The organism is Pseudomonas sp. W2Oct36 (assembly GCF_041060465.1).
Taxonomy (GTDB): domain Bacteria; phylum Pseudomonadota; class Gammaproteobacteria; order Pseudomonadales; family Pseudomonadaceae; genus Aquipseudomonas; species Aquipseudomonas graminis_B.
In genome coordinates this window covers 77,561-102,363 of the sequence record NZ_JAUERW010000017.1, presented here as the reverse complement: position 1 = coordinate 102,363, position 24,803 = coordinate 77,561, and the positions used below count along the sequence as shown (strand labels likewise).

Below are 24,803 nucleotides of genomic sequence, written 5' to 3'. Positions count from 1 at the left end.
GAATGTGGATCCAAACATACCGGTTTGTAGGAGTTTTCTCAAACAGTTGTACGATAACTGCCCGAATGAAGTGCTTTTATTTGGACTGTTCAGCGTTCTGAGCGGGGGTGCGAGGGAGCGAAGGGCGGTAAACAGCCGGGGCCTCTGCAGCCCCGGCGTCGATGCTCTCAGGAAGGGCAGTGGGCGTCGGGTTGACGCGCCCATTGCGTGGCGGTGCGGGCGATGGTGTCGGCCAGCGTTGACACGGCTTTCTGGTGCGCGATGACCAGATTTTCCATGCCGATGCCCGCCGGTTGCCTGATGACGCTGCTGCAGGTGAGGGTTTGCCGCTGGGTACCGGGCTCGGCCCCGATGCCTCGCAGGCTCAGGTTCCAGACGACATCGATCAGCGCATATTGATCCAGCACCGATTCAAAGCGACGTACGTCGGTCCGGACCGACAGCACCGGCTGATCACGTTGTTTGGGCAAGCCCGCCAAGTCCCGTGAGCCGAAGCGGCGCTCCAGTTGCCCGGTCAGGGCGTCATGGAACTCATCGCCCAATGGGGCGCCCCAACGCTCATTCTCCAAAATCGCCAGGCTGCCGTTGCCCTGGCGGATGACCAGCGGCGGCTGATCGACCTGAACCGCCATGAGCACCGCCTGCATTTCAAACTGGAACGGCGTCTGACCCACATTTGCAGGCGTCGGAGTGGCCGGCGCGATCAGCGTGTAATAGTGGGTCGGCATGGAGGAGCAGGCCGTCACACCCAGCACGCAGGCCAAGGCGAGGAACGAGTTACGCAAGGTCATTGAGCAGGCTCCGGAGCAATTTCACGGGAAGAGGATGATCCTTTGTACGAGCCGGGCGCCGCATCGCCGGTACGACCGCGAATCAGCGATTCAGGGTGACGGCTGAGGAAATCGGTCAACACACGGACCGAGCGGGCCGTGCGCTGGACTTCGTCCATGGCCTGACCCAGTTGCTGACGGGCAGGCGAGTCGTCCGACAACGCTTCGTTGGCCGTGCCCAGGGTTTTCTGCGCTTGCTGCAACGCGCCGCGCATCTGCGGCAACACATCGCTGTTGACCTGCTTCATGGTTTTCTGAAGTTCGATCAGGCTGCCGTTGAGGTTCTTCGCCAGGTCGTCGAGGGGGATCTTGCCCAGTTTGTCGACGAACGCCTGCAACTGCTCCTGCAGTTTGTCGAAGCTGCCGGGCACCGTCGGGATCTCCAGCGGCCGCGCCTTGGCGTTGTAGGAAATCTTCGCCGCCTTGGGATCGAAATCCATCGCGACGTACAGCTGGCCGGTCAACAGGTTGCCGGTACGCACTTGCGCCCGCAGCCCGCGTTCGACGAACTTCCCGAGAATCCTTGAGGTCTGCTCTTCGTCATCGCCAGCGCCTGCCTGCTCTTTGAGCTTGTCATTGGCCGCACCGAGGCGCTGGGGATAAATGACTGCACCGACGATGCCGGGGAATGTGCCCGTGGCAGCGTCATAGTCGAGGTCCACCGACACCACACGGCCGATATTGACGCCAAGGAAATCCACCGGCGCATTGACCACCAGGCCGCGCAGCGACTGGTTGAAGCGCATGCGGATGTATTTGGGTTCGCCATCGGGCGGCGCCAGTGCCGTGGTCTGATCTTCGAACAGTTTGAATTCGGCGTTGCCGTCGGCTGGCTTGGCATCGGGGCTGTATTTGGGTTCGCGGAAGGCGATACCGCCGGAGAGGATCGACGCCATGGACTGGGTCGATACTTTAAGGCCCGAGGCGCCGAGGGTCACGTCCACGCCGCTGGCGTTCCAGAAGCGCGAGTCGGTGAGCACGAATTGATCATTGGGCGCGCCGACGAAGATTTCGACGTCGACGCCCTTGCCGTCCTTCGCCAGTTCGTAGGCCACGACCTGGCCCACCTGGATGCGGCGGAAGTACACCGGCGAGCCGATGTCCAGCGAGCCGAGGTCGTCGGTGTGCAGAATGAAGCGTTTGCCTTTCTCACCGAAGGTCACGGCGGGCGGGGTTTCCAGACCGGTGAAGTCTTTTTTGGTTTCTTCCGAGCTGCCGGCGTCGGCGCCGATGAAAGCCCCCGACAACAGCGTGTCGACACCGGTGACGCCGTGGGCACCAATGCGCGGACGCACCACCCAGTACTGCGTATCGGCGCGGGTGAACGGCGCGGCCGACTGGTTCAGGTCGATGCTCGCCAGCACGTGGGTGCGGTCATCGCTGAGTTCGATGTCGGTGACGACGCCGATGACTACGTTCTTGTACTTGACCTGAGTCTTCTTGGCTTCCAGGCCCTCTGCCGTGAGAAAGCTCACCACCACTTTGGGGCCGACGTTGAGGAAGTCATGAACCACCATCGACAGGCCGATCAGGGCCGCGACGATCGGCACCAGCCAGACCAGCGAAACGCGCATCTTGCGCGCTTTGACTTGCGGTCGAGTCGGCGGGGAGGGGGGTAGGGTGTTATCGGACATCTTCAACCTCTGCGTCCCAGATTAGCCGGGGATCGAACGTCATGGCGGCAAGCATGGTCATCACCACCACCAAACCAAAAAACAGAATGCCAAGGCGCGGCTCGATGGTGCTGAGCCCGCGAAACTGAACCAGGGCTGCCACCAGCGCGACCACCAGCACATCAAGCATGGACCAGTAGCCGATCAACTCAATGAAACGAAACAGCCGCGAACGTTCGCGCATCGCCCAGGTGCTGCGGCGCTGGCAGGTCACCAGCATCAGCCCCAGTACCAGAAACTTGATACAGGGCACGACCACGCTGGCGATGAAAATCAGAATGGCGATGTCCCACGAGCCGCTTTCGGCGAACTCGATCACCCCGCTCATGATGGTGTTCTCGCTGCTGCTGCCCAGCATCGTCGTGTACATCACCGGCAACAGATTGGCCGGGATATAGAAGATCAGACCGGCGATCAGAAAGGCCCAGGTGCGCGTCAGGCTGTTGGGCTTGCGCCGATGCACGGGCGAGTTGCAGCGCGGGCATTCATGGGCCTCTTCCGCACAGACGTAACTGCACACGTGGCACAGGGTGATCTTGTACTCCCGAGCGTAGGGAATGCCGTTCATTCAGGTTCGACTCCCAGTTCATCCCACAGGCGGCGGATGTCCTTGCCGGCGATCAGCAGGATCAGCACCATCAGCATCGCCATGGCCCACAGGCCGACGCCTGCGTGCACATCGAGCATGCCCGCCAGTTTGACGATGGCCACCAGAATCCCCAGCAGGCACACCTCCAACATGCTCCAGGGCCGCAGGTGTTCGAGGGTGCGCATGCACATTTTGAAGCCGGGGGCGATTTCGCCGCGATGGGCATGGGCCAGCACCCAGAACAACAAGGCGATCTGCAGTGCCGGGGCAAGAATGATGGCCAGCCCGGCGACCAGCGCGATCAGCGTGATCTGCCCCTGTGCCAGCGCCTGAACCGAACCCCACAGCGTTACCTCGTTGTGCAGGCCCTGCATGCTGATGGTGATGACCGGGAATACGTTGGCGAAGATGAACAGAATGCAGGCCGCAATGCTCAGGGCAAGCAGTTGTTCGAGGGTCAGCCGGTGGCTGCGACGCAGGATCGCGGCGCAGCGCAGGCAATAGGCTGCCTCGCCCTTGTTCAGGGGCATGGACTCATAGACCGAGTCGCAGTGCTCGCAAATGATCCACTGATCACCGTGGCTATGGGGCTCGGCGATCATTGGCGCGGTCGGCTGCTGGGGGGCATGAGCCTGGCGGTGAGAAATGTCAGTCATCGGCGTGGGCGTCGCGGAATTCATGGGCGTGTTCGCGATAGATCGGCTGTTGTCGATTGCGCGCCTGTGGGGCGGGCGGGCAGCCATACCCAGTCGGTGAGGCGCAGGCTGGCATTATCGGAAATGAACGTCATCAAGGTGCGCCTGCGAAAAGACTTGAGAGATTGACCACAGTGCCATCATCGCGTTCGGTTATTTGTGGGCCCGGCAGCAATCTTCCAGGGGCTCGGTCACCGGTGAGGGTTGAAGACCCGTTCAGGGCGGTCGCCGAGCAGTGTACCGGCTGGACGTTAAACTCGCACTCGCCTGCGGTGGTAGACTCCCGCCACTTCAAACGAGGAGCGACAGACGTGCGCAAGATGGCAATGATGGTGGCGGTGTTGATGCTGGCGGGTTGTGATGGCGGCAAGCCCGCAACGCCCGCCCAGGTTCCGAGCACTGATTCGACCGCGGAAGCGCCGACGCCGGCTTCGCCGCAATGGACCATTCGTGTCCATTTGAAAGAAGCGCTGAGCGACATGACCTATTGGCTGGTCGAGCACCATTACCCGTCTTATGTGGTGAAGGTCGATGGCAGGGAAGTGGTGATGATCGGGCCGTTCGAGTCTCAGGCAGACGCCGAGAAGGCCAAGACAGAGATCGATGCCGCGATGGTCAAAGGCCACCGCCTGTCACAGCTGGAAGTGATCTCGCCTCGATCTTGAGGATGTAAAGCCGGTGGCATCAGGCGATGCCACCGGCCAAAGCGAATCTGGCTACAGAATCAGACGTCGCTCATCAACGACGGCCCAGCAGCAGACCCACCACCAGACCGAAGCCTGCCGAGATCGCCACGGTCTGCCATGGGTGACCGCCGATGTAGTTTTCGGTGGCATCAACGGCTGGCTTGGCGCGTTCGCGCACGCTGCCCACCGATTCGATGGCCTGCTTGAGCTTCTGGCTCAATTGGGCGCGCACGGTGTCGGCTTCTTCGCCAACCAGCGAGGCGCTGTCCTTGAGCAGTTTATCGGACTCTTCAATGAGGGCGGCCAGTTCGCTGAACGCTTGATCCTTGATCTGTTCGACAGCGGCGTTCTGAGCAGCAGTTTTACGAGCCATGGCAAATTTCCTTTCAGTGGTTATAGCAGTGTGCAATGGAGTTTTGAGCGCCCCAAAAGTTGCAGCCCAATTCTGCCAGCGACCAAAAAGTACAACGAATGGGGTCGGGATTCACCGTCCGCGGGTGTAAGATGCTGACGTTTTTCGAGCCGGCCACCGGCTCCGTTTATGCGTTTCGTTTTGCACATCGAGGTACATACCATGAGCTACAACCTGGCCAACAAAACCCTTCCGGAACGCGCCGCCATCGAGGACGAAAAGTCTCGCCTGTTCGATCTGTGGCAGAGCAATCTGGGCAAGGCCAAGGCTGACGCCGCCCGGCTGATGGGCGAGCGGGCCAAGCGCAAGGGCAAATGGTCGGAGTGGGTGCGCGGCGAACTCGACGCCATGTCGCCGCCGGAGTACGCCAACATGGTGCGCGCCGAGGTCAATCGTCAGGTGGCAGCGGCGCGGGGCTGAGGCATTCGATCCCGCCCATTGTGGGACCGGCTTCAGCCGGGAAGAGGCCAGTCCTGGCGACGTCGATTTTTGCGCGTTTTTCCGGTGTGGTGCCTCACGCCTTCCCGGCTAAAGCAGGTCCCACTAAAAGCGTAAAGCCGGTCACGCAGTCCGCCATCACCAACTGCCGCTGGCCGGTTTCGGCAGGCTCAGCGTGCCGCTGTCCTCAAAGCGCATCGTGCCGAACAGCCCGCCAGCCAGCTTGCCGTGCAGTTCGTAGGGCAGGTTGTCGAGGCGCTGCTGATCGGCGAGGCCCACCGCCTGGCGCAAGGCGGCAAAGGCTGAAACGGTGACCGGGACCGTCAGCACGCCTTCGGAGAACCGCCCGATCGTACCTTTCTGATCGCTGACGCCAGACGCCAGCAAGCGACCGTTGACGTCCAGATTCAGCGCCACGCCGTCGTACAGGATGTCGGTGTCATTGGGGTTCTGCAGGCGCAGCTTCACGGCGAAGCGAATTTCCAGATCCTGGCCGGGCAGGGGATCGATGCCCACCACGTTGATGTTCAGCGGGTCGCGGTTGGGAAACAGCGCGCAGGCACTCAGTGCCAGAACCATGGCCAGGCCGGCGAGGAGGGTGCGGATCGGGCGTAGCGGCATCGGTGACTCCCGTGGCAGGCAGCTGGGGCGCAACACGCCCCTTCAAACGTCCTGACGATTCAACTGTGCGACCTCGCGGGCCCCAAGAGGTTCTCCGGCAGGTTCTGCGCCAAGGTCTGCGCGAGAGCCGGGGGGCGGGTCCTGCAGCACCTTCAAGGTCGCGGCTTCCGGGTCGAACTCAGTCAGCTCCGGCTCCTGGTACTCCTCCGGCAGAAAGATATTGAGGATGATCGCGCAGAACGCGCCGACGGTGATGGGCGATTCGAAAATGTTGTGCAGCGCCTTGGGCAGCTCGCGCAAGACTTCCGGCACGGCAGCGACGCCCAGGCCCATGCCCAGGGAAATCGCCACGATCAGCATATTGCGCCGATGCAGGCCGGCCTCCGACAGGATCTTGATCCCCGCCACCGCGACCGTGCCGAACATGATCAGGGTCGCACCACCCAGCACCGGCTTCGGCATCAGTTGCAGCACGGCGCCGATGATCGGAAACAGGCCCAGCAGCACCAGAATCCCGGCAATGAAAAACGCCACGTAGCGGCTTGCCACACCGGTCAGCTGAATAACCCCGTTGTTCTGCGCGAAGGTCACCATGGGCAGGCTGTTGAAGGTCGCGGCCAGCGCCGAATTCAGGCCGTCCGCCAGCAGCCCTGATTTGATCCGGCGGATGTACACCGGTCCGCTCACCGGCTGCCGGGAAATCATCGAATTGGCGGTGAGGTCTCCGGCGGCCTCCAGCGGCGACACGAGAAAGATCACCGCGATCGGGATGAACGCCAGCAGGTCGAAGGAAAACCCGTATTTGAACGGCACCGGAAGGCTCATCACCGGCACCTGAGGCATCTGCGCGAAATCCACCCGACCCATAAGCCAGGCGACCGCGAAGCCAAGGGTCAGGGCGATGATGATCGCGCTCAGGCGCAGTAACGGAATATTGAACCGGTTGAGCACCACGATGGTGATCAGCACCAGACCGGCCAGGCCCATGTTCGCCGCCGAGCCCAAATCGCTGGCGCCGAAGCCGCCGGCCATGTCGGTCATCGCCACCTTCAATAACGACAGGCCCATCAAGGTAATGATCGTGCCGGTGACCACCGGGGTGATCAGCTTGCGCAACTTCCCGATGAACTGGCTGAGGACCACCTCGACGAACGCGGCGCAAAAGCACACGCCGAAGATCGTCGAAAGGATTTCGTCGGTGCCGCCGCCGCGGCTCTTGACCATAAACCCGGCGCTGAGAATCACGCTGAGGAAGGAAAAGCTGGTGCCCTGCAGGCACAGCAGCCCTGAGCCGATCGGGCCGAAGCGTTTGGCCTGAACGAAGGTGCCCAGCCCGGAGACGAACAGCGCCATGCTGATCAGGTAGGGCACTTCGCTGTCGAGCCCGAGCACGCCGCCAACGATGAGGGTGGGGGTGATGATGCCGACGAAACTGGCCAGCACGTGCTGCAACGCCGCGAAGATCGCGGCGGTGAAATGCGGCCGGTCTTCAAGCCCGTAGATGAGGTCGGAGGGTGCAGGCATGGCGGTCGATCGCAGGGGAAAAGGGCGCGCAGGATGCCAGAAAACGCTACGCAGGTCTGCGGGCAGCGTCGAGTTGTTCGCCGGCAAATCCTCACGGCGCTGAACCATCTTTTGCCGTGAGCCTCCATAGTATTGACCGCCAGTGCCCACCGTCATTAGCCTGTCGGTTTATTCCGCAGTATCTCTGGACAAGGAGGTTTTTACTGAGGCGTCACGATGATCGAGAGCACGGCACAGCAGTTTCCGTTGAGTGAGTCGCAAATCGCATTGATAGCCCGGGCGCTGGCTGACAGCCGCCGCTTCCGGATACTGGTTCAGATTGGCAACAGCGAACAGGCGCTGCCCTGCGCCGAGGTGCTGAAGGTCAATCCGGTCAGCGCCGCTACCGTTTCCCACCACACCAAAGAGCTCGAGCGCGCCGGCCTCATCGCCACCCTGCGCGAGGGCAAATACGCCAGCTTCATGATTCAGCGAGAGGTCCTCCACGCCTACGCCCAGCAGTTGATGCAGATCTAGCGTGTGCCGCTTGGTACCGATCGAATGTCAGCGCCCGCACTGGCCCCTTCCCGGCTAAAGCCGGTCCTGCGATGGCATCGCATGCATCCAGCAGGATTGGCATTGACTGTAGGACCGGCTTCAGCCGGGAAGGCGCCAGTACCGGCGGCCTCAATGTTGAGTCCAGCCGGGGACAGATTCATCTACGATGAAGCGCTGTAAATAAATCAGTCCCCTCTGCCACTCTCTTTGCCACTCGCTCTGCCACACTCTCCACCGAGCCGGCCGCGATCCTGTGGGAGCGAGCTTGCTCGCGAAGGCTGCTCTCACTCACCGAAGAAAGTAGCTGACTGCTCCGGCCCCTTCCTGAGCAGGCTCGGTCCCACAGGTTCGGTGGCGTGCCGAAGATACCGGGCAACACCCCGCTGAACTCCCACGTCCCCCGCGAACTCTGAACCCACAGATCACTTCCGATCCACGGGGACGAGTCATGGCGATCAGCGGCGTGCAGGCAGGAGCGGCAGACAGCAAAGGGGAGGTGTTCGAAACGGATCTCCCGGCCCGGCTCGATCGTCTGCCGTGGGGGCGCTTTCACACGTTGCTGGTCTTCGCGCTGGGCATCACCTGGCTGCTCGACGGGCTCGAAGTGACGCTGGCGGGCTCGGTGTCCGGGGCGTTGAAAGACAGCCCCGTCCTGCACCTGACCAACGCCGACATCGGTCTGGCCGGCGGCGCCTACATCTGCGGCGCGGTGCTGGGGGCGTTGTTCTTTGGCTGGCTGACCGACCGTCTGGGCCGGCGCAAGCTGTTCTTCATCACCCTCGCGCTGTACATCACCGCCACCGCCGCCACGGCGTTTTCCTTCAGCCTCTGGAGTTTCCTGCTGTTCCGCTTTCTCACCGGGATGGGCATCGGCGGCGAGTACACGGCGATCAACTCGACCATCCAGGAGTTCACGCCGGCACGGTTTCGCGGCTGGGTCGACCTGACCATCAACGGCACCTTCTGGATCGGCGCGGCCCTGGGCGCGGTCGGCTCCATCGTGCTGCTGGACGCCCCGTGGGTCGGCGCGGACATGGGCTGGCGCCTGTGTTTCGGCATCGGCGCGGTGCTCGGCCTGATCATTCTGCTGATGCGCCTGTGGCTGCCGGAAAGCCCGCGCTGGTTGCTGATCCATGGTCAGGGCGAGGAGGCGAGGGTGATCGTGGAAGGCATCGAAGAACGCCTGCGTCGCCAGGGCCATGACCTGTCAGCGCCAACGGGCCCGCCCTTGCGTCTGCACGCGAGGGACCACACGCCGCTGAAAGAGATTTTCCATACGCTGTTCAACACCTACCGCCGTCGCGCCTTGGTGGGCCTGACGTTGCTGACCGCCCAGGCGTTCTTTTACAACGCGATTTTCTTCACCTACGCGCTGGTGCTCACCGAGTTCTACCAAGTGCCGTCCGCCTCGATCGGCTGGTACGTGCTGCCGCTGGCGTTGGGCAATTTCTGCGGGCCCTTGCTGCTGGGCCGGCTGTTCGATGTGGTCGGTCGGCGGGTGATGATCAGCCTGACCTACGCCGTGTCCGGGGTCCTGCTGACCATTAGCGGCTATCTGTTCCAGCAGGGCGTTCTGGATGTCACGCAGCAGGCCATCGCCTGGATGATCATTTTCTTCTTCGCCTCGGCAGCGGCTAGTTCGGCGTATCTCACCGTCGCCGAAACCTTTCCGCTGGAGATCCGCGCGCTGGCCATCGCCGTGTTCTATGCGTTCGGCACGGCGCTGGGCGGCATTGTCGGCCCGACGCTGTTCGGCCAGCTGATCGACACCCATGAGCGGGGCCCGGTGTTTTTCGGCTACCTGATTGGCGCCGCGCTGATGGTGCTGGCCGCCGTGGTGCAGGCGATCTGGGGCGTGGCCTCCGAGGGTAAATCCCTCGAAGAAGTGGCGCGGCCGTTGTCCCAGGCCCACGACTGACCCCGGCAGGCTGTCGGCGATTGGTCAGTTTTGTTCAATCGCCCGCTCGTGCACCCTTCGTACACTCAACCCACAGTCAATAAGGTGGGAGACGTGCAATGAACCTGATGATGTCCATGGCGGCGTTCGCGCTGGCGGCGTCGATATCGCCGGGCCCTGTGAATGTCGTGGCGCTCAGTTCGGGCGCGCAGTTCGGCTTGATCCCCAGCTTGCGCCACGTGCTCGGCGCGACGGTGGGGTTCGTCGTGCTGCTGATGTTCACCGGGTTCGGCCTGCATGAAGTGCTGCAGCGCTACCCGATGCTGACCGACATCATTCGCTGGGCCGGGGTGGCGTTTCTGCTCTATCTGGCGTGGAAGCTGGCGATGGACGACGGCCGCCTCGACGTCACCAGACCGACCCGCGAGCCGTCGTTTTTCCATGGCGCGGCGATGCAGTGGCTGAACCCGAAAGCGTGGCTGGCGGCGGTGGCGGGAATGGGCGCATTCGTGGCCGATGGCGAAGCGCGACTGATCGGTCTGTTTGCGCTGATTTACTTCGTCGTGTGCTACCTGTCAGTGGGCTGCTGGGCCTACGCTGGCGCTTTTCTCGGCCCTTACTTGCGCAGCCCTGGGCGCATTCGCGTGTTCAACCGCAGCATGGCGGCGCTGTTGGCAGGCTGCGCGGTGTCGCTGTTTTACGTCTGAGCCCTCCCTTGCGAGCAGCAACCGCTGATCAGGGCTTGTACTGACCCGGCGTTGCCGCCAGATGCTTTTTGAACGCCCGCTGAAAGTGCGCCTGATCAGCAAAACCGCTCTGCTGCGCGATGTCGGCGATGGGCTCGCCGCTGCGCAATTGCGCCTGGCCGTGCTGGATGCGCCGGTTGACCAGCCAGGCGTGCGGGGTCATGTGGTAATGCTGCTCGAACGCACGAATCAGGTAGGCCTCGGACAGATTCGCCACCGCGCACAGGTCCTCCAGCCGGATCGGCTGCAGATAATGCGCATCAATGTAACGCGCCGCACGTTCGACCTTGGGATTGGCCCGTTTGGGCGTCAATGTCGAGCCGCCCAGGCGCTGTTCGACCAGGGTGAAAAACCTCACAGCGGCCTCCTCTTTTGCCAGCGTGTCCAGCTGCGCATCCACCAGCCGCCGGTGCAGCTCCAGCAGCCCGTTGAACAACAGCGGGTCACGACAATGGGTGGCCGGATATCCTCGAAACACGCCGCCGTTGCTGACCCCGCAATCGCGCTGAAGCGCCCCCAGCCACTGGGCGTTGACGTACAGCATCAGGTAGGACCACGGCTGATCGTCGATAGGGTTGCAGGCATGGACCTCGCCGGGGTTCATCACCACAACGGTGCCGGTGGTGATGGTCTGGGTGGTTTTCTCGTGCAGATAGGTGCTTTGCCCGGCGGTGATTGCGCCGATGGAAAACACGTCGTGGGCGTGACGGGAATAGCAGACCTTGCGGCCGTCATCAATGGACCGCGCCTCGATGAAAGGCAACTGAGCGTCCCGCCAGAACACCGGTTGATCAAGACGTTTCAACGGGTTCTGGCAGGTCATTTCAACTCATCCCTTGTCGCGTTTGCAGCTGTGAAAGAGGTCCAGCGCCGGCTGGTATTCGGTGGTGGTGACGCCGAGCAAGCCTAGCACCGAATGAAACAGGTAGTCATGGCTCAAGTCCGGCTGGTCTTGCTTGGCGGCCAGGCAGCTGCGATCGACGCTGGCGTCTTCCAGGGTCGAGTGGCCGAACCACATCACCATCGGCACGTGGGTCTGGGCCGTCGGAGCGATGGCGTAGGGCGCGGCGTGCAGGTAGATGCCGTTTTCACCGAGTGACTCACCGTGGTCCGAGACATAGATCATCGACGCATCGACCTTGTCCTGATTGCGCTTGAGCAACTCGATGGTCTGCGACAGGAAATGGTCGGTGTAAAGAATGGTGTTGTCGTAGACGTTTTTCAGCTCGTCGGACGTGCAACTGCCCAGCTGATTGGTGTGGCAAACGGGGGTGAAGCGCTCAAGGCTTTTGGGGTAGCGGTCGTAGTATTCCGGACCGTGGCTGCCATCGGAGTGGAGGACGATGATGGCGTTGCCCTGAAGCGAGTCGATGTAGTCCTGCAAACCCACCAGCAGCGATTCGTCGAGGCAGTTCTGGCCGTCGCAGAACGGGCTCGGCTGGTTTTTCGGAATGTCACTGTGGGGCACCCGCAGGCAGGTGCCCTTGCAATCGCTGTTGTTGTCCAGCCACAGCACCTTCAGGCCGGCGCGCTGAAGCATGTCCAGCAGACCCTCGTAGGTCTTGCCCTTCTTGTCGCTGTAATCGGTGCGCGGAAACTTCGAAAACAGGCACGGCACTGACACGGCAGTGGAGGTGCCGCACGAGGCCACGTGGGTGAAATTGAGAATGTCCTGCTGCTTCAGTTCCGGGTTGGTTTCCCGCCCGTAACCGTTGAGGGAGAAGTGGTCGGCCCGGGCCGTTTCGCCGACGACGAAGATCATCAGGCTTTTTTTCGGCCGCTGTTGCGCTTGCGGGCTGAGGGCGGCGTCGGCGCCGACGGTCTGGATGTTCAGGGTCTCTTTGATGGCCACGGTCTGCTTGGTCAGCTTGCCGATGGCGTAGAGGTAGTTGGTCGGATTGATGAAGTGGGTGAGCTTGTCTTCATCGCGAAAGATCGGCGCGTAGGTCGAGTAGAAGGGCCCGACGGCGGCAGCGATCACCAGCACACAGCCAACGCACACCAGCACCTTGTTGACCAGCCCGGGCAGCACGGGGCGATAGGTCACCGGCAGCCACCAGATCAGTGCAATCGGCAGCACGCCCAGCAGGCCCAGGTAGAAAAGCAGCGTGCCGCTCAACAGGGCCTCGGCCTCGCCAGGATTGGTTTCGAGCACGTTCTGCATCATCGTCGTGTCGATGCTGATGCCGTAGGTGTTCATGAAATAGGCGGCGGCGGCCGAGCACAGCGCGACCAGGCTGAGCACCGGTTTGAGCGTCGGGCGGAAGGAGAAGGGCGTCAGCAGCAGGGTGATCGCGGCCCACAACAGGAAGGCAAACGAGGCATAGAACGCGATGGCTTTGACGCCTTGCAGCTGCGCCAGATCAACCAGTGCGCGCCAAGTCGCCAGGTTGTAAAACACCACCAGACACAGGGAAAACAGCATCACCAGACGGGTGGACGTGACCGGTTTGACCATCGAATTCAGTTCCGTATAAGGGGCCGCGCAGTGCCGGGTGTGCGGGTTCACCAGGCCGCTCCATCCGGGGTGCCGAGACGTCCGCAGCGCGAGTCGATGGCTGCTGGAAGGGGGAGGCGGGGACAGATCGCGCGGAGTTTTCCAAAACGATTGTGAAGGCTTTGTGAAATGTCCGAGGCAGCGGCTTTCGGGGCCTGAATACAGGTTGCCCAGGCGGTAATGCGCTCGCGGTGGCCTGCAACTACTGCCCCGCGATCACCTTGTCGACCGTGCCTTCCTGCTTGAGCCGGGCAAATGCAGCGGCGATTCGCTGGACCGTTTCGTCCGGCGTGCTGGCGCTGAGGGCCACGTACAGACCTTTGGACAGTTCGTCGAGTGTGTAGACGCTTTCAAGGTCCTCGAACGCGATCTGCAGATCGGCACACTGCTCCCGCGCTTCGCGCTCGGGCATGGGAATCAGCTCGACCTGGCCGCTGATCAGTTTGCGCAGGTTGTCCAGATTATTGGGCGAGACCACCATCCTGTTGAAACCCTTGCCCTCCAGGTACTGCTGCCGCGAATCGTCACGCACGACCCCGACGGTGTAGTGGCTGGCGTCCTCCAGGGCGTTGACGACCACATCCCGGCGCTCGCGGAGTTTGTAAAACGACGGTGTGACGTGTTCCAGCTCGCCGACCCACTTGAACAGCGCCTCACGTGCGCTGTTGCGAATCATCGGGTAGATCAGCACGTTCGCTTCGAGCCGGGCGATGTCATAGGCCCGCGCCCAGGGATAGAGCGCCATGTGGTAGTCGCTGATGCCCGCCTTGGCGAGGGTCATCTCGACCACTTCACTGGCGACCCCGACCACCTTGTCGCCCTCAAGTGCGCTGTACGAGGAGTCTTCGGTGACCACTTGCAGCGTCGTGGCGCTGGCGTTCAGACCCACGAACAGCATCAGGAAAGCGGCCAGAACGCTGCGCTGGCATTGATTATTTCCCATGTCATTCCTCTCGGTTCAGATCACACAGCGGTCCCGGCCCTGGCTTTTCGCCCGGTACAGCGCCCGGTCGGCACTCTGCAGCAGTTGATCGAAGTGCTCCATGTTCGCCGGATCGAGCTCGGCCACGCCGATGCTCAGGGTCACGAAAGGCGAGACCGGTGAAGCGCTGTGCACCAGTTGTTGCCGGGCCAGCAGGCCGCGCAGGCGATCGGCCGAGGCCAGCGCCTGTTGATCATCCTGGCCCGGCAGCAGCACGGCGAATTCTTCACCGCCGAGCCGCGCCACCAGTTCGCCGGAACGCGAGAACAGCGCGCTCATGGCCAGCGCCACATCGCGCAGGCACTGATCGCCCCTGGCATGGCCGTAGGTGTCGTTGTAACGCTTGAAGAAATCGATGTCGCACATCAGCACCGACAGCGGGTGGCGATGACGCAACGCGCGGTTGAATTCCAGCTCCTTGAGCTCGTCGAAATGGCGGCGGTTGGCAAGGCCCGTGAGCGGGTCGAAGCGGGTCAGGGCTTCCAGTCGCGTGTTCGCGGCCTTGAGCTGTGCGGTGCGCTGCTCGACCAGTTCGGCGAGTTGGTCGCGGCTGGCGGCCAGGGCGATTTCGTCATGGGCCTGACGCTCCAGGTGCGCGGCCAGTTTGTCCTGCAGGTCATTGACGCCCGCTTCGAGGAGGTCGAGTTCGTCACCCCCCTTGCCGCAACGGTCCAGGGTCAGATGCGTCTTCAGGTTGAGCGGCGTCAGGTGTTCGAGGTGCCGGGCAATGCGCCGCACGTGCAGGGTCACCGAGCGGTTGAACATGCCCATGATCAGCCCGGCGAGCGCCAGGGACTGGATGATCTGGGTGACCATGATGACCGCGACTTCTTTCCACAGGCGTTTCCACAGCAGGCTTTCGTCGCCTTCGATGGTCAGCTCGCCGACCACTTCGCGGGCGCCGGGGTAGGGGGCGATGGTCAACTGCCGATGCAGCGTCGGGGCGCGGATCGAGCCGGTGTGGCCTGGGTGCTGGCGCTCCAGAATTTCCGGGGCGCGGCCGGGCCGCAGGATCTTCAGCTGGACCCGGCCCACCGGCGCCGCCGTGGCCACGCTGTCGATCTGGGTCTGCAGCGCCTGATCATCCATCTCCCATACGGCCTTGGACAGCGTGCCCTGGAACACCTGATCGATCAGGGTCAGCTCGGCGTTCATGTTCGTCAGGTTGGTGTTCCAGGCGAACCAGGTGCGCACCAGCACCGTCGCCGCCGTGAACAGCACGCAGAACGCCAGCGTCGCCAGCACCAGACGCCGCGCCAGCGAACCGGTGCGCTGTCCGCTGCGCGGGGGCGGGTGTGGTGCGCCGGGTGGATCGGAAGGCGTTTCGCTCTGCATGCTCACTGCCACTTGCGCACGATGGCGTCGTAGGTGCCATTGGCGCGAAGGGTGTTCAGGCCTTTCTGAAACAGCTGCACCGTGGCGTCGGGCGTTCCGGCGCTGAACGCCATGTTGAACCCGCCGGCTTCCTCCAGCTCTTTAATGCGCAGGGATTGCACCAGGGTCCGCGCGGGGTCATCGCCGACCTGCCGGGCCAGGTAGTAAGCGTTGAGCTCGTCGGAAATCCACAGGTCGACGTGGCCGGTCTGCAGTTTCTGGTAATTGAATTCGTAGCGGTTGCTCGATTGCAGCTGATGACCGATCTCGAATCTGCGCGCCATCAGGTACTGCTCGCCAACGTCTTCATTGACGGTTGCGGTCTGCCAGCCCCGGGCGTCGTCCAGGCTCAACAGCGTGACGGGATGGCGGGCGGACGAATACAGAAACCAGCGCGACGCGGCAATGGTCCCGACCCACTTGAACAGCCGCTCGCGCTCGGCGGTGCGGGTGATGGAGTAGATCAGCACATTGGGGGTGTGCAGCGCCAGATCGTAAGCCCGCGCCCAGGGCATGGACTGAATGGGGGCCTGCACATTGACCTCCTTCAGCACCGCCTGAACCACCTCGGTGCTCATACCGGTGAGCACCCCGTCGCGGGTCATGTTGTAGGGCGCAAGCTCTTCGGTCACGACATGGATCTCGACCCCAGGCGCATTCGAGTTAATCGATTCAGCCCCCGACGCGCCAGACCCCACGCACAGCAACAGCGCCACACAGAGTGCGCTGCCCAGTGTGTGAATGAGCGAATGGAGTGTCATCGATAACTACCTCATGGGGTGCAAAAGCGACAGATTCCGGGCCGTGAACACACCGGCGCAACCGTCACCGACTGCCTTGCACACCGGAATATCGGCTGAATAATCCGCCACTTGAGACGGCATCCTGCCGTTCATCCTAACAGGGGAGGCGGTGGCGGTCGGTTTAGTTGCTTCGCCCTACCGGCGGTGGTCGGCCCAGGCCGGTTTTGGCCACGGGGAGTCGGGGACAGATTAATTTACGGTGAAGCGCTGTAAATAAATCAGTCCCCTTGGCAGTCCCGTCCCCTTGGCAGTCCCGCGCCAACCCCCGATTCCCATTGCCCTGAACGGCCTCTTCCCGGCTGAAGCCGGTCCTACCAGGGCGTCGCGTGCGTAGGACCGGCTTCAGCCGGGAAGCTTTTGATCTGCCTTTGATCTGCTTTTGATCTTCGTACACAAAAGGTCGAGTCACCGCCAAACGCGACTTGGGTGCAGGCCGAACGCAGACGACGCGGAGTGGGCCGAGCGGCAGGGATGCGGCGAGAGCTCTGCCCCCCGCCATGGATGGCGGATGGCAGCGGGTCCACGGAGCGAGACCGGAGTGAGGGAACCCTGAGGAACGAAGGGCCCAACCAGGAGCAAGCACCCTTGGTTACTTGGGGTGCTTTTCCAAGTAACTCGCCGAAGGCGAAACAATCTGCCCCCAGGCAGATGCTTTTAAATGACTGTGGCGTTCTGCCACACCGGAGTAAACGCGCTTCCTTGACCTGGATCAAAGGTGCACCAAGGCCCTGTAGGAAAAATACCCCGCACCCCGACGAGTCCTCAACATGCCCGGCCCCTTCGACTTCCTCAAACACCCCCTGGCCAAAGACATCAGTCTGATCCTCCTGATCAAACTCGTCCTGCTCATGGGCATCCGCAGCGTCTGGTTCGACGCCCCGGTCGAAGTCAAGGACGACGGCGTGCAAGCCGGCCTGCACCTGCTGAGCACCCCACCCGCACCCTCTGAGAAAAACCCAAAATGATATCGGAATCAGTCGTCGACCTCTCCCGGCTGCAGTTCGCGATGACCGCGCTGTACCACTTCCTGTTCGTCCCGCTGACCCTCGGCATGACCTTCCTGCTCGCCATCATGGAATCGGTCTACGTCATGACCGGCAAGCCGATCTACAAAGACATGACCCAGTTCTGGGGCAAACTGTTCGGCATCAACTTCGCCCTCGGCGTCACCACCGGCCTGACCATGGAATTCCAGTTCGGCACCAACTGGGCCTACTACAGCCACTACGTCGGCGACATCTTCGGCGCGCCACTGGCCATCGAAGGCATGATGGCGTTCTTCCTCGAATCGACCTTCATCGGCCTGTTCTTCTTCGGCTGGGACCGCCTGACCCGCGTCCAGCACCTGAGCGTCACCTGGCTGGTGGCGATCGGCTCCAACCTGTCGGCGCTGTGGATCCTCATCGCCAACGGCTGGATGCAGAACCCGGTCGGCGCCGAGTTCAACTTCACCACCATGCGCATGGAACTCACCAGCTTCAGCGACCTGCTGTTCAACCCCGTCGCCCAGGTCAAATTCGTCCACACCGTGGCCTCCGGATACGTCACCGGCGCGATCTTCGTCCTGGCGATTTCCAGCTGGTATTTGCTCAAGGGCCGCGACATCGCCTTCGCCCGGCGTTCGTTCGCCATCGCCTCGGCATTCGGCCTGGCTTCGATCCTGTCGGTGATCGTGCTGGGTGACGAATCCGGCTACGAAATCGGCGACGTACAGAAGACCAAGCTGGCCGCCATCGAAGCCGAATGGGACACCGAACCGGCTCCGGCGGCGTTCACCTTGTTCGGCCTGCCCAACCAGGCCGAGCAGCGCACCGATTACGCCGTCAAGATTCCCTACGTGATGGGCATCATCGCCACCCGCTCGGTGGATAAACAGGTCACCGGCATCAAGGACCTGGTCCGCGAACACGAAGGCCGCATCCGTAACGGCATGACTGCCTACGACCTGCTCGGCCAGCTGCGCGGCGGCGACAAGAGTGAGCAGACCCTCGACGCCTTCAATGGGGTGAAGAAAGACCTCGGCTACGCCCTGTTGCTGAAGAAGTACACCGACAAGGTCGTCGACGCCAACGAGCAGCAGATCAAGCAGGCCGCGCTGGATTCGATCCCCCAGGTGGCGTCGATCTTCTGGACCTTCCGCGTGATGGTGCTCAGCGGGATGCTCATGCTGCTGCTGTTCGCCTGTGCCTTCTGGGCCTCGGCGCGCAAGAACGAGACCCGCAAGCGCTGGCTGCTCAAGTGGGCGGTGTTCAGCCTGCCGCTGCCGTGGATTGCCACCCAGACCGGCTGGTGGGTCGCCGAGCACGGCCGTCAGCCCTGGTCCATCGGTGAAGTGCTGCCCGTGCACCTCTCGGCCTCGACTCTGTCGGCGGCGGATGTAATCGGCTCGATTGTGGCGCTGGTCGGCTTCTACACCGTCCTGCTGATCATCGAGATGTACCTGATGATCAAGTTCGCCCGACTCGGCCCGAGCAGCCTGCACACCGGTCGCTACCATTTCGAGCAAGGCGCGCAGGGCAACGCTGCTGACGCCAGACAACCGGCCCTGGCCTGAGGAATCCCCGATGTTCGATTACGAGACACTGAAAATGATCTGGTGGGTGCTGGTCGGCGTGCTGCTGATCGGCTTCGCCCTCACCGATGGCTTCGACCTGGGCGCAGCGATGCTGATGCCTTACGTCGGGCGCAGCGACACCGAGCGGCGCGTGGTCATCAACACCATCGCCCCGCACTGGGATGGCAATCAGGTCTGGCTGATCACCGCCGGCGGCGCGCTGTTCGCGGCCTGGCCACTGGTGTACGCGGCTGCGTTCTCGGGCTTGTACTGGGCGCTGCTGCTGGTGCTGTTTGCGCTGTTCGTGCGCCCGGTGGGTTTCGACTACCGCAGCAAACTGGAAAACACCCGCTGGCGGCAGAGCTGGGACTGGGGCCTGTTCGTCGGTGGCGTGGTGCCGTCGCTGGTCTTCGGCGTGGCGTTCGGCAACCTGTTGCTGGGAGTGCCGTTCCAGTTCGACGAGACCTTGCGCTCCAGTTATCACGGCAACTTCTGGCAGCTGCTGAGCCCGTTCGGCTTGCTGGCCGGGGTGGTCAGCCTGAGCATGCTCGGCCTGCACGGCGGCAGCTGGCTGATGATGCGCACCGAAGGCGCCATTGCCCGACGCTCCCGGCGTGCGGCCCAGTGGCTGTCGCTGTTGTTTTTGCTGTCGTTCATCGGCGCCGGCGCGTGGCTGTTGCTGGGCGGCATTCAGGGCCTGGCGATCACCTCGGCGTTCGATGCGGGCGCTGCGCTCAACCCGCTGGCGAAAACCGTGACGGCCAGCAACCACGGCTGGATGGCGAATTATCAGCAGCACCCGCTGACGGTGATCGCGCCGCTGCTGGGCATTTTCGGTGGCTTGCTGGCCTTGCTCGGCGCCAGTGCGGGGCAGGGCAGAACGGCGTTCCTCGGCAGCAGCCTGGCGATCGTCGGCGCGTTGTGCACGGCAGGCTTTGCGCTGTTCCCGTTCGTCATGCCGTCGAGCCTGGACCCGGCGTCGAGCCTGACCGTGTGGGACGCCGTGTCCAGCCATAAAACCCTGATGATCATGCTGATCGCGGCGGCGATCTTCGTGCCGTTGATCCTCTGCTACACGCTGTGGTGCTACGCCAAAATGTGGGGCAAGGTCACCACCGCGCACATCGATCGCAACCCCCACGGCCTGTACTGACCCGCGTTTTAGAGGAGAGACAATCATGTGGTATTTCGCCTGGATTCTCGGCGTGTTGCTGGCCTGCAGCTTCGGCATCATCAACGCGCTGTGGCTGGAGTCATCCGACGCCGACGCGCTGGAGAGCGGCCGTGACCGCTGAAGCGCTGAACGCGCCCTTCAGGCACGCCGTCGGCCGGACATTGTCCGTCTTGATGGCCGTGCCCCTGAGCCTGGTGCTGCTGATTCACCCCGCGTCGATGCTTGACGCCAACGGCCATTATTCCCACGGCCTGCTGATGCTGATCATGTGGGGCGTGGCCGGAGGGTTCGTCCACGGCGTCGGTTTCGAGCCGCGGGCGTTGGCCTGGCGGGTGATGTTTCACCCGCTGCTGGCCTGGGCGCTGATGGCCGTGGGTTATGGAATGTGGCTGACGGCACGGCAGTGGCTGTGAGCCCTTTGTGAGGTAGAAGTAACCTCGGCCGTTTCCCCCGGCCGGCTGTGCGCGATCAACGGGGCAACCGCGCTCGGCAGGCCGGGGATATTTCTGAATGGCGCCTATAGAGGGTGGTCAGCCCCGCGCGCCGGCACAGCAACACGATGTCGTCCTCAGCATTTCACCCAGTGAAACAGTGGATTGCCTTTTCTGGTGATTCCCCAATCCGGCGGTCGGGCCCACTATCGGTTTCACCAGCGCGGCACAACCACGGCGGCACCGCCGCCCCGCGCTGAGTCGAACCTTGCTCAGGAGCCCACCCATGACCGCCATCACCCTCTATCACTTCCCGCTGTCCGGCCACTCCCATCGCGCCGAGTTGATGTTGTCGCTGCTGGGTCTTGCACCGAACATTCAGTTCGTCGACCTGGCCAAGGGCGAGCAGCGGAAGCCGGAATTCCTCGCTATCAACGCCTTCGGCCAAGTGCCGGTGATTGACGACAACGGGGTCATCGTCGCCGATTCCACGGCGATCCTGGTGTACCTGGCGAAGAAGTACGACCCCTCGGGCCGCTGGCTGCCGAATGATCCCGAGGGCGCGGCGCAGGTGCAGCGCTGGTTGTCTGCCGCCTCCGGCGCGATTTATCTGGGCCCGGCGCGGGCGCGTCTGATCACCGTGTTCGGTGCCGGTTTCGATCCCCAGGACACGATCCAGCGGGCCCGCGAGACGCTCTTGGTCATCGATCAGCACCTGAGTGGCCGCGATTTTCTCGCCACCGATCACGCCACCATCGCCGATGTCGCCGCCTACAGCTACATCGCCCACGCGCCGGAGGGCAACGTCTCGCTGGACGACTACGGCAACGTGCAGGCATGGCTCGCGCGCATCGAGAAGCTGCCGGGCTTCACGCCCATGCCGCGCACGGCAGTAGGCCTGGTCAAGTAACCCTCCGTGATGCCAGGGAGTTCGCGCCATGAACGAGATTCGCACTGAAACGGCATCGCCATGGCATTCCGGCGAGCGCGCTCTGCAGGCCAAGGTCGGCGTTGCAGAGCGCATGGAAACCTTGGGCAAGCGCGTCATTCGTGACTACATGCCCGATCAGCACCGTGAGTTCTACGAGCACTTGCCGTACCTGATCATTGGCGCCGTGGACCCTGAAGGCTGGCCGTGGGCGAGCCTGCTGGACGCCCAGTCGGGTTTCATCCAATCACCCGATGCCAGGCGTCTGGACATCGCCCGACGTCCCGACGCCGAAGACCCGGCCGGCGACGGATTCGCGCCGGGGGCGGCGGTGGGCATGCTCGGTATCGACCTGCACTCCCGCCGTCGCAACCGCCTCAACGGGCACATCCGCGACGTGTGGGAAAACGGTTTTTCCGTGAGCGTCGAGCACTCGTATGGCAATTGTCCGCAGTACATTCAGCTGCGGGCATTGAAGCAGGTGCCGCTCAAAGCTGTGGCGGAGCGTCCCCCTGTGCAGCGATTGACCGCGCTGGATGACGCCGCCATCGCCACCATTCGTGGTGCTGACACGTTCTTCGTCGCCAGCTATGTCGACCTTGAAGGCGCGCAGCCCCATCGATCGGTGGACGTGTCCCACCGCGGCGGCCAGACCGGGTTCGTGCGGGTGGACGGCGATGTGCTGACCATTCCGGACTTCGCCGGCAACCTGTTTTTCAACACGCTGGGCAACTTCCAGCTCAATCCCAAGGCCGGTCTGCTGTTCGTTGATTTCCAGACCGGCGAGCTGTTGCAAGTGGCAGGCACTGTCACGCTGGTGCTCGAAGGGCCGGAAATCGCGGCGTTCCAGGGCGCCGAACGGCTCTGGCAAGTGCGGGTGGAGCAGGTGGTGCGTCGGCCGGCGGCGTTGCGCTCACGCTGGGCCTTTCAGGGGTGGTCGCCGAACAGCCTGATGACCGGCGACTGGCAGCAAACCGCCGCCCGTTTGCAGGCCGATGCCCTGCGCGATCAATGGCGGCCCCTGCGGGTGACGCAGATCGAGGACGAAAGTGACGGCATTCGTTCGTTCTATTTCGAGCCTGCCGACGGCGCCGGTTTGCCCGCGTTCAAGGCCGGTCAGCACCTGCCGCTGCGCCTGGCGCTTGAAGGCCATACGCCGCCGGTAATTCGCACCTACAGCCTGTCCAGCGCGCCGTCCGACGGATGTTTCCGCATCAGCGTCAAGCGCGACGGGCTCGCCTCGGCGTATCTGCATGATCAGGTGAAGGTCGGCGATCTGCTTGAGGCGCGGGCACCCCAGGGCCGTTTCGTGGTGGACCCGCAAGAGCGCCGGCCGCTGGTGCTGCTGGGTGCGGGCATTGGCGTCACGCCCATGCTGTCGATGCTGCGAGAAGTCATCTACGAAGGCAAACGGGTGCGGGTAGGGCGGGCGACCTGGTTCATCCAGAGTGCCCGTCGTCTGGTCGACCTGGCGTTTCGCGAAGAAGTGGACACACTCATTGCGAAGGCCGGCGATCAGTTGACCGTGATCCGCGTGCTGAGCCAGCCGGAAACGTCGGCGCGTGTGGGTGAAGATTTTCACCTGACCGGCCGCATCGACCTCGGTCTGCTCAAGGCACTGCTGCCGTTCGACGATTTTGATTTCTATGTGTGCGGGCCGGCGGCATTTACCCAAGAGATCTACGACGGCCTGCGCGGCATGCACATTCGCGATGAGCGCATTCATGCCGAGACCTTCGGCCCGTCCAGCCTCAAGCGCAGCGGCGATTCCCAGGCGATCGCCTTTGAGCAACCGCCCGCTGCGACAGAAGCGGTGCCGGTGGTGTTCGAACGTTCTGCCAAGGAAGCACGCTGGCGGCCCGGCGGTGGCAGCTTGCTGGAACTGGCCGAGAGCCGCGGTCTGAACCCGGAATTCAGCTGCCGCGTTGGATCCTGTGGCACCTGCAAGACCCGGCTCGTCAGTGGCCAGGTGCATTACCCGGTTCCGCCCGCTGAAAGGCCGGCGGCGGACCACGTGCTGATCTGCTGCGCAGTCCCGGCTTCAGGGCCGTTGGTGCTCGATCTGTAACCACCCATGCGTGTGCGGGAGAGACGGCGATGAACCCATGGCCAGCGATCGAGAACGATGAAACCCCGATGCCCTATCAGGCCACCGAGCAGGAGATTTCCTGGTTGTTGCCGCAGTCGCTGGCGTCCCTGGCCGGCGAGCTTGCAGAAAACCACGAGCCCATCGACAACCCGGCGACCCTGCGGCTGTTCATGTGGGTGCGGTCGGTGTCGGGATTCGACCGGCCGCGATAATGGCAACGGTGGGGCAAACAGGACGTTTGCGCTGCCAACGGTTGAAATGAAGCCGCGTCTGGTCGGATGATGTGCGCCGGTTTGCTCACCGTTCGCAGCGGCTCACCGGCGACTCATCCCATCGGGGTGAGTGCCATGATCCGTGCGGCCTCGTTGCCCTTCACAAGGACGTTCATCTTGATCACCCGCAGAACCCTCATCGGCGCGTCGTTGCTGGCCGTGCCCACGTTGTTGAGCCTTTCCTCACTGGCTGCCGAGCGTCGCGCCGGGCCGTCTTCCGACCTGGCCATTGCGCAGCAACTTGCCGAACTCGAACGTCGCCACGGCGGCCGCCTGGGTGTCGCCATTCTGGACACCTCCAGCCAGCGCCTGATCATCCATCGCGGCGATGAACGCTTTGCCCTGTGCAGCACCTTCAAATGCCTGGCCGCCGCCTGCGTGCTGGCGCGGGTCGACCAAAAGCACGAAGACCTGTCGCGGCGCATCGTCTATTCCGCCGAGCAACTGGTGGCGTATTCGCCGACCACCGAGCTGCATGCGGGCGGGCAGGGGCTGAGCGTGGGTTCGCTGTGCGAGGCGGCGATGACGCTGAGCGACAACACCGCGGCCAACCTGCTGCTCGACAGCGTGGGCGGTCCCGAAGGGTTGACCGCCTGGTTGCGGTCAATGGGGGACACGCAGACCCGCCTCGACCGCCGTGAGCCCGAACTGAATGAAAACCGGCCGGACGACCTGCGCGACACCACCACCCCCGTCGCCATGTTGCAGACACTGAACACGCTGGTGCTGGGTGAAAAGCTGACGCCGGCCTCGCGGGATCAGCTGACGGCGTGGCTGGTGAACAACCAGACCGGGGACAAGAAGCTGCGCGCCGGGGTCCCTGTCAGTTGGCGTGTGGGCGATAAAACCGGCTCCGGGGCCAACAATGCCAGCAACGACGTCGCCGTCATCTGGCCCGGCGAGCGGGGTCCCATGCTGGTCACGGCCTATTACACCTGTTCCAAGGCCAGCGGTGATCAGATCAACGCGCTGATGGCAGACATCGGGCGACTTGCCGCAGCGATGTAAAGGCTGGCTTTCAAAAGGATTGGGACGGGCCGAAAAATCTCGA

General features: G+C 63.1%; 26 protein-coding genes. 14 read left to right on the top strand and 12 right to left on the bottom strand.

Annotated elements, in window-relative coordinates; all coding sequences use genetic code 11:
- Positions 1 to 167 precede the first annotated feature (167 nt).
- From QWI18_RS20140 to QWI18_RS20125, 4 genes are read right to left on the bottom strand one after another with little or no spacing between them, the layout of a single operon-like run.
- Complete coding sequence (locus QWI18_RS20140; RefSeq protein ID WP_369319685.1) at positions 168 to 791, bottom strand: membrane integrity-associated transporter subunit PqiC; 624 nt, start codon at positions 789 to 791, stop codon at positions 168 to 170.
- The gene (locus QWI18_RS20135) at positions 788 to 2,464 is read right to left on the bottom strand and encodes an intermembrane transport protein PqiB (protein WP_369319684.1); all 1,677 of its coding nucleotides are present in this window, start codon (positions 2,462 to 2,464) and stop codon (positions 788 to 790) included. Before QWI18_RS20135 ends, QWI18_RS20140 begins: the two co-directional genes overlap by 4 nt.
- Entirely contained in the window at positions 2,454 to 3,071 is a 618-nt protein-coding gene (locus QWI18_RS20130) for a paraquat-inducible protein A (RefSeq protein ID WP_065988559.1), read from the bottom strand. The genes QWI18_RS20135 and QWI18_RS20130 overlap by 11 nt, the downstream gene beginning before the upstream one ends.
- Positions 3,068 to 3,694 (bottom strand): paraquat-inducible protein A, encoded by a 627-nt coding sequence (locus QWI18_RS20125; RefSeq protein WP_192130503.1) that lies wholly within the window; start codon positions 3,692 to 3,694, stop codon positions 3,068 to 3,070. Before QWI18_RS20125 ends, QWI18_RS20130 begins: the two co-directional genes overlap by 4 nt.
- A gap of 404 nt (positions 3,695 to 4,098) precedes the next feature.
- Here QWI18_RS20125 and QWI18_RS20120 point away from each other — a divergent pair, with 404 nt between their 5' ends.
- Complete coding sequence (locus QWI18_RS20120; protein ID WP_065988558.1) at positions 4,099 to 4,452, top strand: SPOR domain-containing protein; 354 nt, start codon at positions 4,099 to 4,101, stop codon at positions 4,450 to 4,452.
- Between the two features lie 73 nt (positions 4,453 to 4,525).
- On the opposite strand, the gene QWI18_RS20115 is transcribed toward QWI18_RS20120, so the two are convergent.
- Positions 4,526 to 4,846 (bottom strand): YqjD family protein, encoded by a 321-nt coding sequence (locus tag QWI18_RS20115; protein WP_369319683.1) that lies wholly within the window; start codon positions 4,844 to 4,846, stop codon positions 4,526 to 4,528.
- A 201-nt stretch (positions 4,847 to 5,047) separates the two neighbouring features.
- On the opposite strand from QWI18_RS20115, the gene QWI18_RS20110 reads away from it, so the two are divergent.
- On the top strand, positions 5,048 to 5,305 hold the full coding sequence (locus QWI18_RS20110; RefSeq protein WP_065988751.1) for a hypothetical protein: 258 nt from the start codon (positions 5,048 to 5,050) through the stop codon (positions 5,303 to 5,305).
- A gap of 156 nt (positions 5,306 to 5,461) precedes the next feature.
- Here QWI18_RS20110 and QWI18_RS20105 read toward each other — a convergent pair whose 3' ends face one another.
- Both QWI18_RS20105 and QWI18_RS20100 read right to left on the bottom strand, forming a co-directional pair.
- A complete protein-coding gene (locus QWI18_RS20105; protein ID WP_369319682.1) occupies positions 5,462 to 5,944 on the bottom strand; it encodes an LEA type 2 family protein in 483 nt (160 codons plus the stop codon).
- Between the two features lie 42 nt (positions 5,945 to 5,986).
- Positions 5,987 to 7,468, bottom strand: coding sequence for a nucleobase:cation symporter-2 family protein (locus tag QWI18_RS20100; protein ID WP_296306938.1), 1,482 nt, complete (start codon positions 7,466 to 7,468; stop codon positions 5,987 to 5,989).
- A gap of 216 nt (positions 7,469 to 7,684) precedes the next feature.
- Between QWI18_RS20100 and QWI18_RS20095 the strand changes: the two genes are divergently transcribed.
- The 3 genes from QWI18_RS20095 to QWI18_RS20085 all read left to right on the top strand — a co-directional run bounded on the left by QWI18_RS20095 (position 7,685) and on the right by QWI18_RS20085 (position 10,609).
- Positions 7,685 to 7,984 carry a helix-turn-helix transcriptional regulator gene (locus QWI18_RS20095; RefSeq protein WP_065988555.1) on the top strand — a complete coding sequence of 100 codons (300 nt, stop codon included), beginning with the start codon at positions 7,685 to 7,687 and terminating at the stop codon, positions 7,982 to 7,984.
- Positions 7,985 to 8,453: 469 nt separating this feature from the next.
- Positions 8,454 to 9,923 carry an MFS transporter gene (locus QWI18_RS20090; RefSeq protein ID WP_369319681.1) on the top strand — a complete coding sequence of 490 codons (1,470 nt, stop codon included), beginning with the start codon at positions 8,454 to 8,456 and terminating at the stop codon, positions 9,921 to 9,923.
- 98 nt (positions 9,924 to 10,021) lie between these two features.
- Positions 10,022 to 10,609 (top strand): LysE family translocator, encoded by a 588-nt coding sequence (locus tag QWI18_RS20085; protein WP_192130195.1) that lies wholly within the window; start codon positions 10,022 to 10,024, stop codon positions 10,607 to 10,609.
- A gap of 28 nt (positions 10,610 to 10,637) precedes the next feature.
- On the opposite strand, the gene QWI18_RS20080 is transcribed toward QWI18_RS20085, so the two are convergent.
- The 5 genes from QWI18_RS20080 to QWI18_RS20060 form a co-directional block, all read right to left on the bottom strand.
- Complete coding sequence (locus QWI18_RS20080; RefSeq protein ID WP_369319680.1) at positions 10,638 to 11,471, bottom strand: AraC family ligand binding domain-containing protein; 834 nt, start codon at positions 11,469 to 11,471, stop codon at positions 10,638 to 10,640.
- 6 nt (positions 11,472 to 11,477) lie between these two features.
- Positions 11,478 to 13,106 (bottom strand): phosphoethanolamine transferase, encoded by a 1,629-nt coding sequence (locus QWI18_RS20075; RefSeq protein ID WP_192130504.1) that lies wholly within the window; start codon positions 13,104 to 13,106, stop codon positions 11,478 to 11,480.
- A gap of 241 nt (positions 13,107 to 13,347) precedes the next feature.
- The gene (locus QWI18_RS20070) at positions 13,348 to 14,088 is read right to left on the bottom strand and encodes a substrate-binding periplasmic protein (RefSeq protein ID WP_369319679.1); all 741 of its coding nucleotides are present in this window, start codon (positions 14,086 to 14,088) and stop codon (positions 13,348 to 13,350) included.
- A 15-nt stretch (positions 14,089 to 14,103) separates the two neighbouring features.
- Positions 14,104 to 15,462, bottom strand: coding sequence for a diguanylate cyclase (locus tag QWI18_RS20065; protein ID WP_369319678.1), 1,359 nt, complete (start codon positions 15,460 to 15,462; stop codon positions 14,104 to 14,106).
- Between the two features lie 2 nt (positions 15,463 to 15,464).
- Positions 15,465 to 16,262, bottom strand: a complete 798-nt coding sequence (locus QWI18_RS20060) for a substrate-binding periplasmic protein (RefSeq protein WP_369319677.1) — start codon at positions 16,260 to 16,262, stop codon at positions 15,465 to 15,467.
- Positions 16,263 to 17,071: 809 nt separating this feature from the next.
- On the opposite strand from QWI18_RS20060, the gene cydP reads away from it, so the two are divergent.
- The 9 genes from cydP to bla all read left to right on the top strand — a co-directional run bounded on the left by cydP (position 17,072) and on the right by bla (position 24,760).
- Positions 17,072 to 17,269, top strand: a complete 198-nt coding sequence (gene cydP, locus QWI18_RS20055; RefSeq protein WP_065988549.1) for a cytochrome oxidase putative small subunit CydP — start codon at positions 17,072 to 17,074, stop codon at positions 17,267 to 17,269.
- The gene (locus QWI18_RS20050) at positions 17,266 to 18,858 is read left to right on the top strand and encodes a cytochrome ubiquinol oxidase subunit I (protein ID WP_369319676.1); all 1,593 of its coding nucleotides are present in this window, start codon (positions 17,266 to 17,268) and stop codon (positions 18,856 to 18,858) included. Before cydP ends, QWI18_RS20050 begins: the two co-directional genes overlap by 4 nt.
- A gap of 10 nt (positions 18,859 to 18,868) precedes the next feature.
- A complete protein-coding gene (gene cydB, locus QWI18_RS20045) occupies positions 18,869 to 20,011 on the top strand; it encodes a cytochrome d ubiquinol oxidase subunit II (protein WP_369319675.1) in 1,143 nt (380 codons plus the stop codon).
- Between the two features lie 25 nt (positions 20,012 to 20,036).
- Positions 20,037 to 20,153: a cytochrome bd-I oxidase subunit CydX gene (gene cydX, locus QWI18_RS20040; protein ID WP_296308816.1), complete on the top strand. Its 117-nt coding sequence runs from the start codon at positions 20,037 to 20,039 to the stop codon at positions 20,151 to 20,153.
- Positions 20,143 to 20,445, top strand: coding sequence for a cyd operon YbgE family protein (locus QWI18_RS20035; RefSeq protein WP_296308818.1), 303 nt, complete (start codon positions 20,143 to 20,145; stop codon positions 20,443 to 20,445). The genes cydX and QWI18_RS20035 overlap by 11 nt, the downstream gene beginning before the upstream one ends.
- Before the next feature lie 304 nt (positions 20,446 to 20,749).
- Positions 20,750 to 21,373 (top strand): glutathione S-transferase family protein, encoded by a 624-nt coding sequence (locus QWI18_RS20030; RefSeq protein ID WP_192130200.1) that lies wholly within the window; start codon positions 20,750 to 20,752, stop codon positions 21,371 to 21,373.
- Between the two features lie 28 nt (positions 21,374 to 21,401).
- Positions 21,402 to 23,459: a pyridoxamine 5'-phosphate oxidase family protein gene (locus tag QWI18_RS20025; protein WP_192130201.1), complete on the top strand. Its 2,058-nt coding sequence runs from the start codon at positions 21,402 to 21,404 to the stop codon at positions 23,457 to 23,459.
- Between the two features lie 29 nt (positions 23,460 to 23,488).
- A complete protein-coding gene (locus QWI18_RS20020) occupies positions 23,489 to 23,692 on the top strand; it encodes a hypothetical protein (RefSeq protein ID WP_192130202.1) in 204 nt (67 codons plus the stop codon).
- A gap of 177 nt (positions 23,693 to 23,869) precedes the next feature.
- Positions 23,870 to 24,760, top strand: coding sequence for a class A beta-lactamase (gene bla / locus QWI18_RS20015; RefSeq protein ID WP_369319674.1), 891 nt, complete (start codon positions 23,870 to 23,872; stop codon positions 24,758 to 24,760).
- Positions 24,761 to 24,803: the final 43 nt, after the last annotated feature.

What these genes read in the sequence shown, in the direction of transcription:
- QWI18_RS20140 (WP_369319685.1), bottom strand. Translation starts at nt 791, where the DNA reads ATGACCTTGCGTAACTCGTTCCTCGCCTTGGCCTGCGTGCTGGGTGTG.
- QWI18_RS20135 (WP_369319684.1), bottom strand. Translation starts at nt 2,464, where the DNA reads ATGTCCGATAACACCCTACCCCCCTCCCCGCCGACTCGACCGCAAGTC.
- QWI18_RS20130 (WP_065988559.1), bottom strand. Translation starts at nt 3,071, where the DNA reads ATGAACGGCATTCCCTACGCTCGGGAGTACAAGATCACCCTGTGCCAC.
- QWI18_RS20125 (WP_192130503.1), bottom strand. Translation starts at nt 3,694, where the DNA reads ATGATCGCCGAGCCCCATAGCCACGGTGATCAGTGGATCATTTGCGAG.
- QWI18_RS20115 (WP_369319683.1), bottom strand. Translation starts at nt 4,846, where the DNA reads ATGGCTCGTAAAACTGCTGCTCAGAACGCCGCTGTCGAACAGATCAAG.
- QWI18_RS20110 (WP_065988751.1), top strand. Translation starts at nt 5,048, where the DNA reads ATGAGCTACAACCTGGCCAACAAAACCCTTCCGGAACGCGCCGCCATC.
- QWI18_RS20105 (WP_369319682.1), bottom strand. Translation starts at nt 5,944, where the DNA reads ATGCCGCTACGCCCGATCCGCACCCTCCTCGCCGGCCTGGCCATGGTT.
- QWI18_RS20100 (WP_296306938.1), bottom strand. Translation starts at nt 7,468, where the DNA reads ATGCCTGCACCCTCCGACCTCATCTACGGGCTTGAAGACCGGCCGCAT.
- QWI18_RS20095 (WP_065988555.1), top strand. Translation starts at nt 7,685, where the DNA reads ATGATCGAGAGCACGGCACAGCAGTTTCCGTTGAGTGAGTCGCAAATC.
- QWI18_RS20090 (WP_369319681.1), top strand. Translation starts at nt 8,454, where the DNA reads ATGGCGATCAGCGGCGTGCAGGCAGGAGCGGCAGACAGCAAAGGGGAG.
- QWI18_RS20085 (WP_192130195.1), top strand. Translation starts at nt 10,022, where the DNA reads ATGAACCTGATGATGTCCATGGCGGCGTTCGCGCTGGCGGCGTCGATA.
- QWI18_RS20080 (WP_369319680.1), bottom strand. Translation starts at nt 11,471, where the DNA reads ATGACCTGCCAGAACCCGTTGAAACGTCTTGATCAACCGGTGTTCTGG.
- QWI18_RS20075 (WP_192130504.1), bottom strand. Translation starts at nt 13,106, where the DNA reads ATGGTCAAACCGGTCACGTCCACCCGTCTGGTGATGCTGTTTTCCCTG.
- QWI18_RS20070 (WP_369319679.1), bottom strand. Translation starts at nt 14,088, where the DNA reads ATGGGAAATAATCAATGCCAGCGCAGCGTTCTGGCCGCTTTCCTGATG.
- QWI18_RS20065 (WP_369319678.1), bottom strand. Translation starts at nt 15,462, where the DNA reads ATGCAGAGCGAAACGCCTTCCGATCCACCCGGCGCACCACACCCGCCC.
- QWI18_RS20060 (WP_369319677.1), bottom strand. Translation starts at nt 16,262, where the DNA reads ATGACACTCCATTCGCTCATTCACACACTGGGCAGCGCACTCTGTGTG.
- cydP (WP_065988549.1), top strand. Translation starts at nt 17,072, where the DNA reads ATGCCCGGCCCCTTCGACTTCCTCAAACACCCCCTGGCCAAAGACATC.
- QWI18_RS20050 (WP_369319676.1), top strand. Translation starts at nt 17,266, where the DNA reads ATGATATCGGAATCAGTCGTCGACCTCTCCCGGCTGCAGTTCGCGATG.
- cydB (WP_369319675.1), top strand. Translation starts at nt 18,869, where the DNA reads ATGTTCGATTACGAGACACTGAAAATGATCTGGTGGGTGCTGGTCGGC.
- cydX (WP_296308816.1), top strand. Translation starts at nt 20,037, where the DNA reads ATGTGGTATTTCGCCTGGATTCTCGGCGTGTTGCTGGCCTGCAGCTTC.
- QWI18_RS20030 (WP_192130200.1), top strand. Translation starts at nt 20,750, where the DNA reads ATGACCGCCATCACCCTCTATCACTTCCCGCTGTCCGGCCACTCCCAT.
- QWI18_RS20025 (WP_192130201.1), top strand. Translation starts at nt 21,402, where the DNA reads ATGAACGAGATTCGCACTGAAACGGCATCGCCATGGCATTCCGGCGAG.
- QWI18_RS20020 (WP_192130202.1), top strand. Translation starts at nt 23,489, where the DNA reads ATGAACCCATGGCCAGCGATCGAGAACGATGAAACCCCGATGCCCTAT.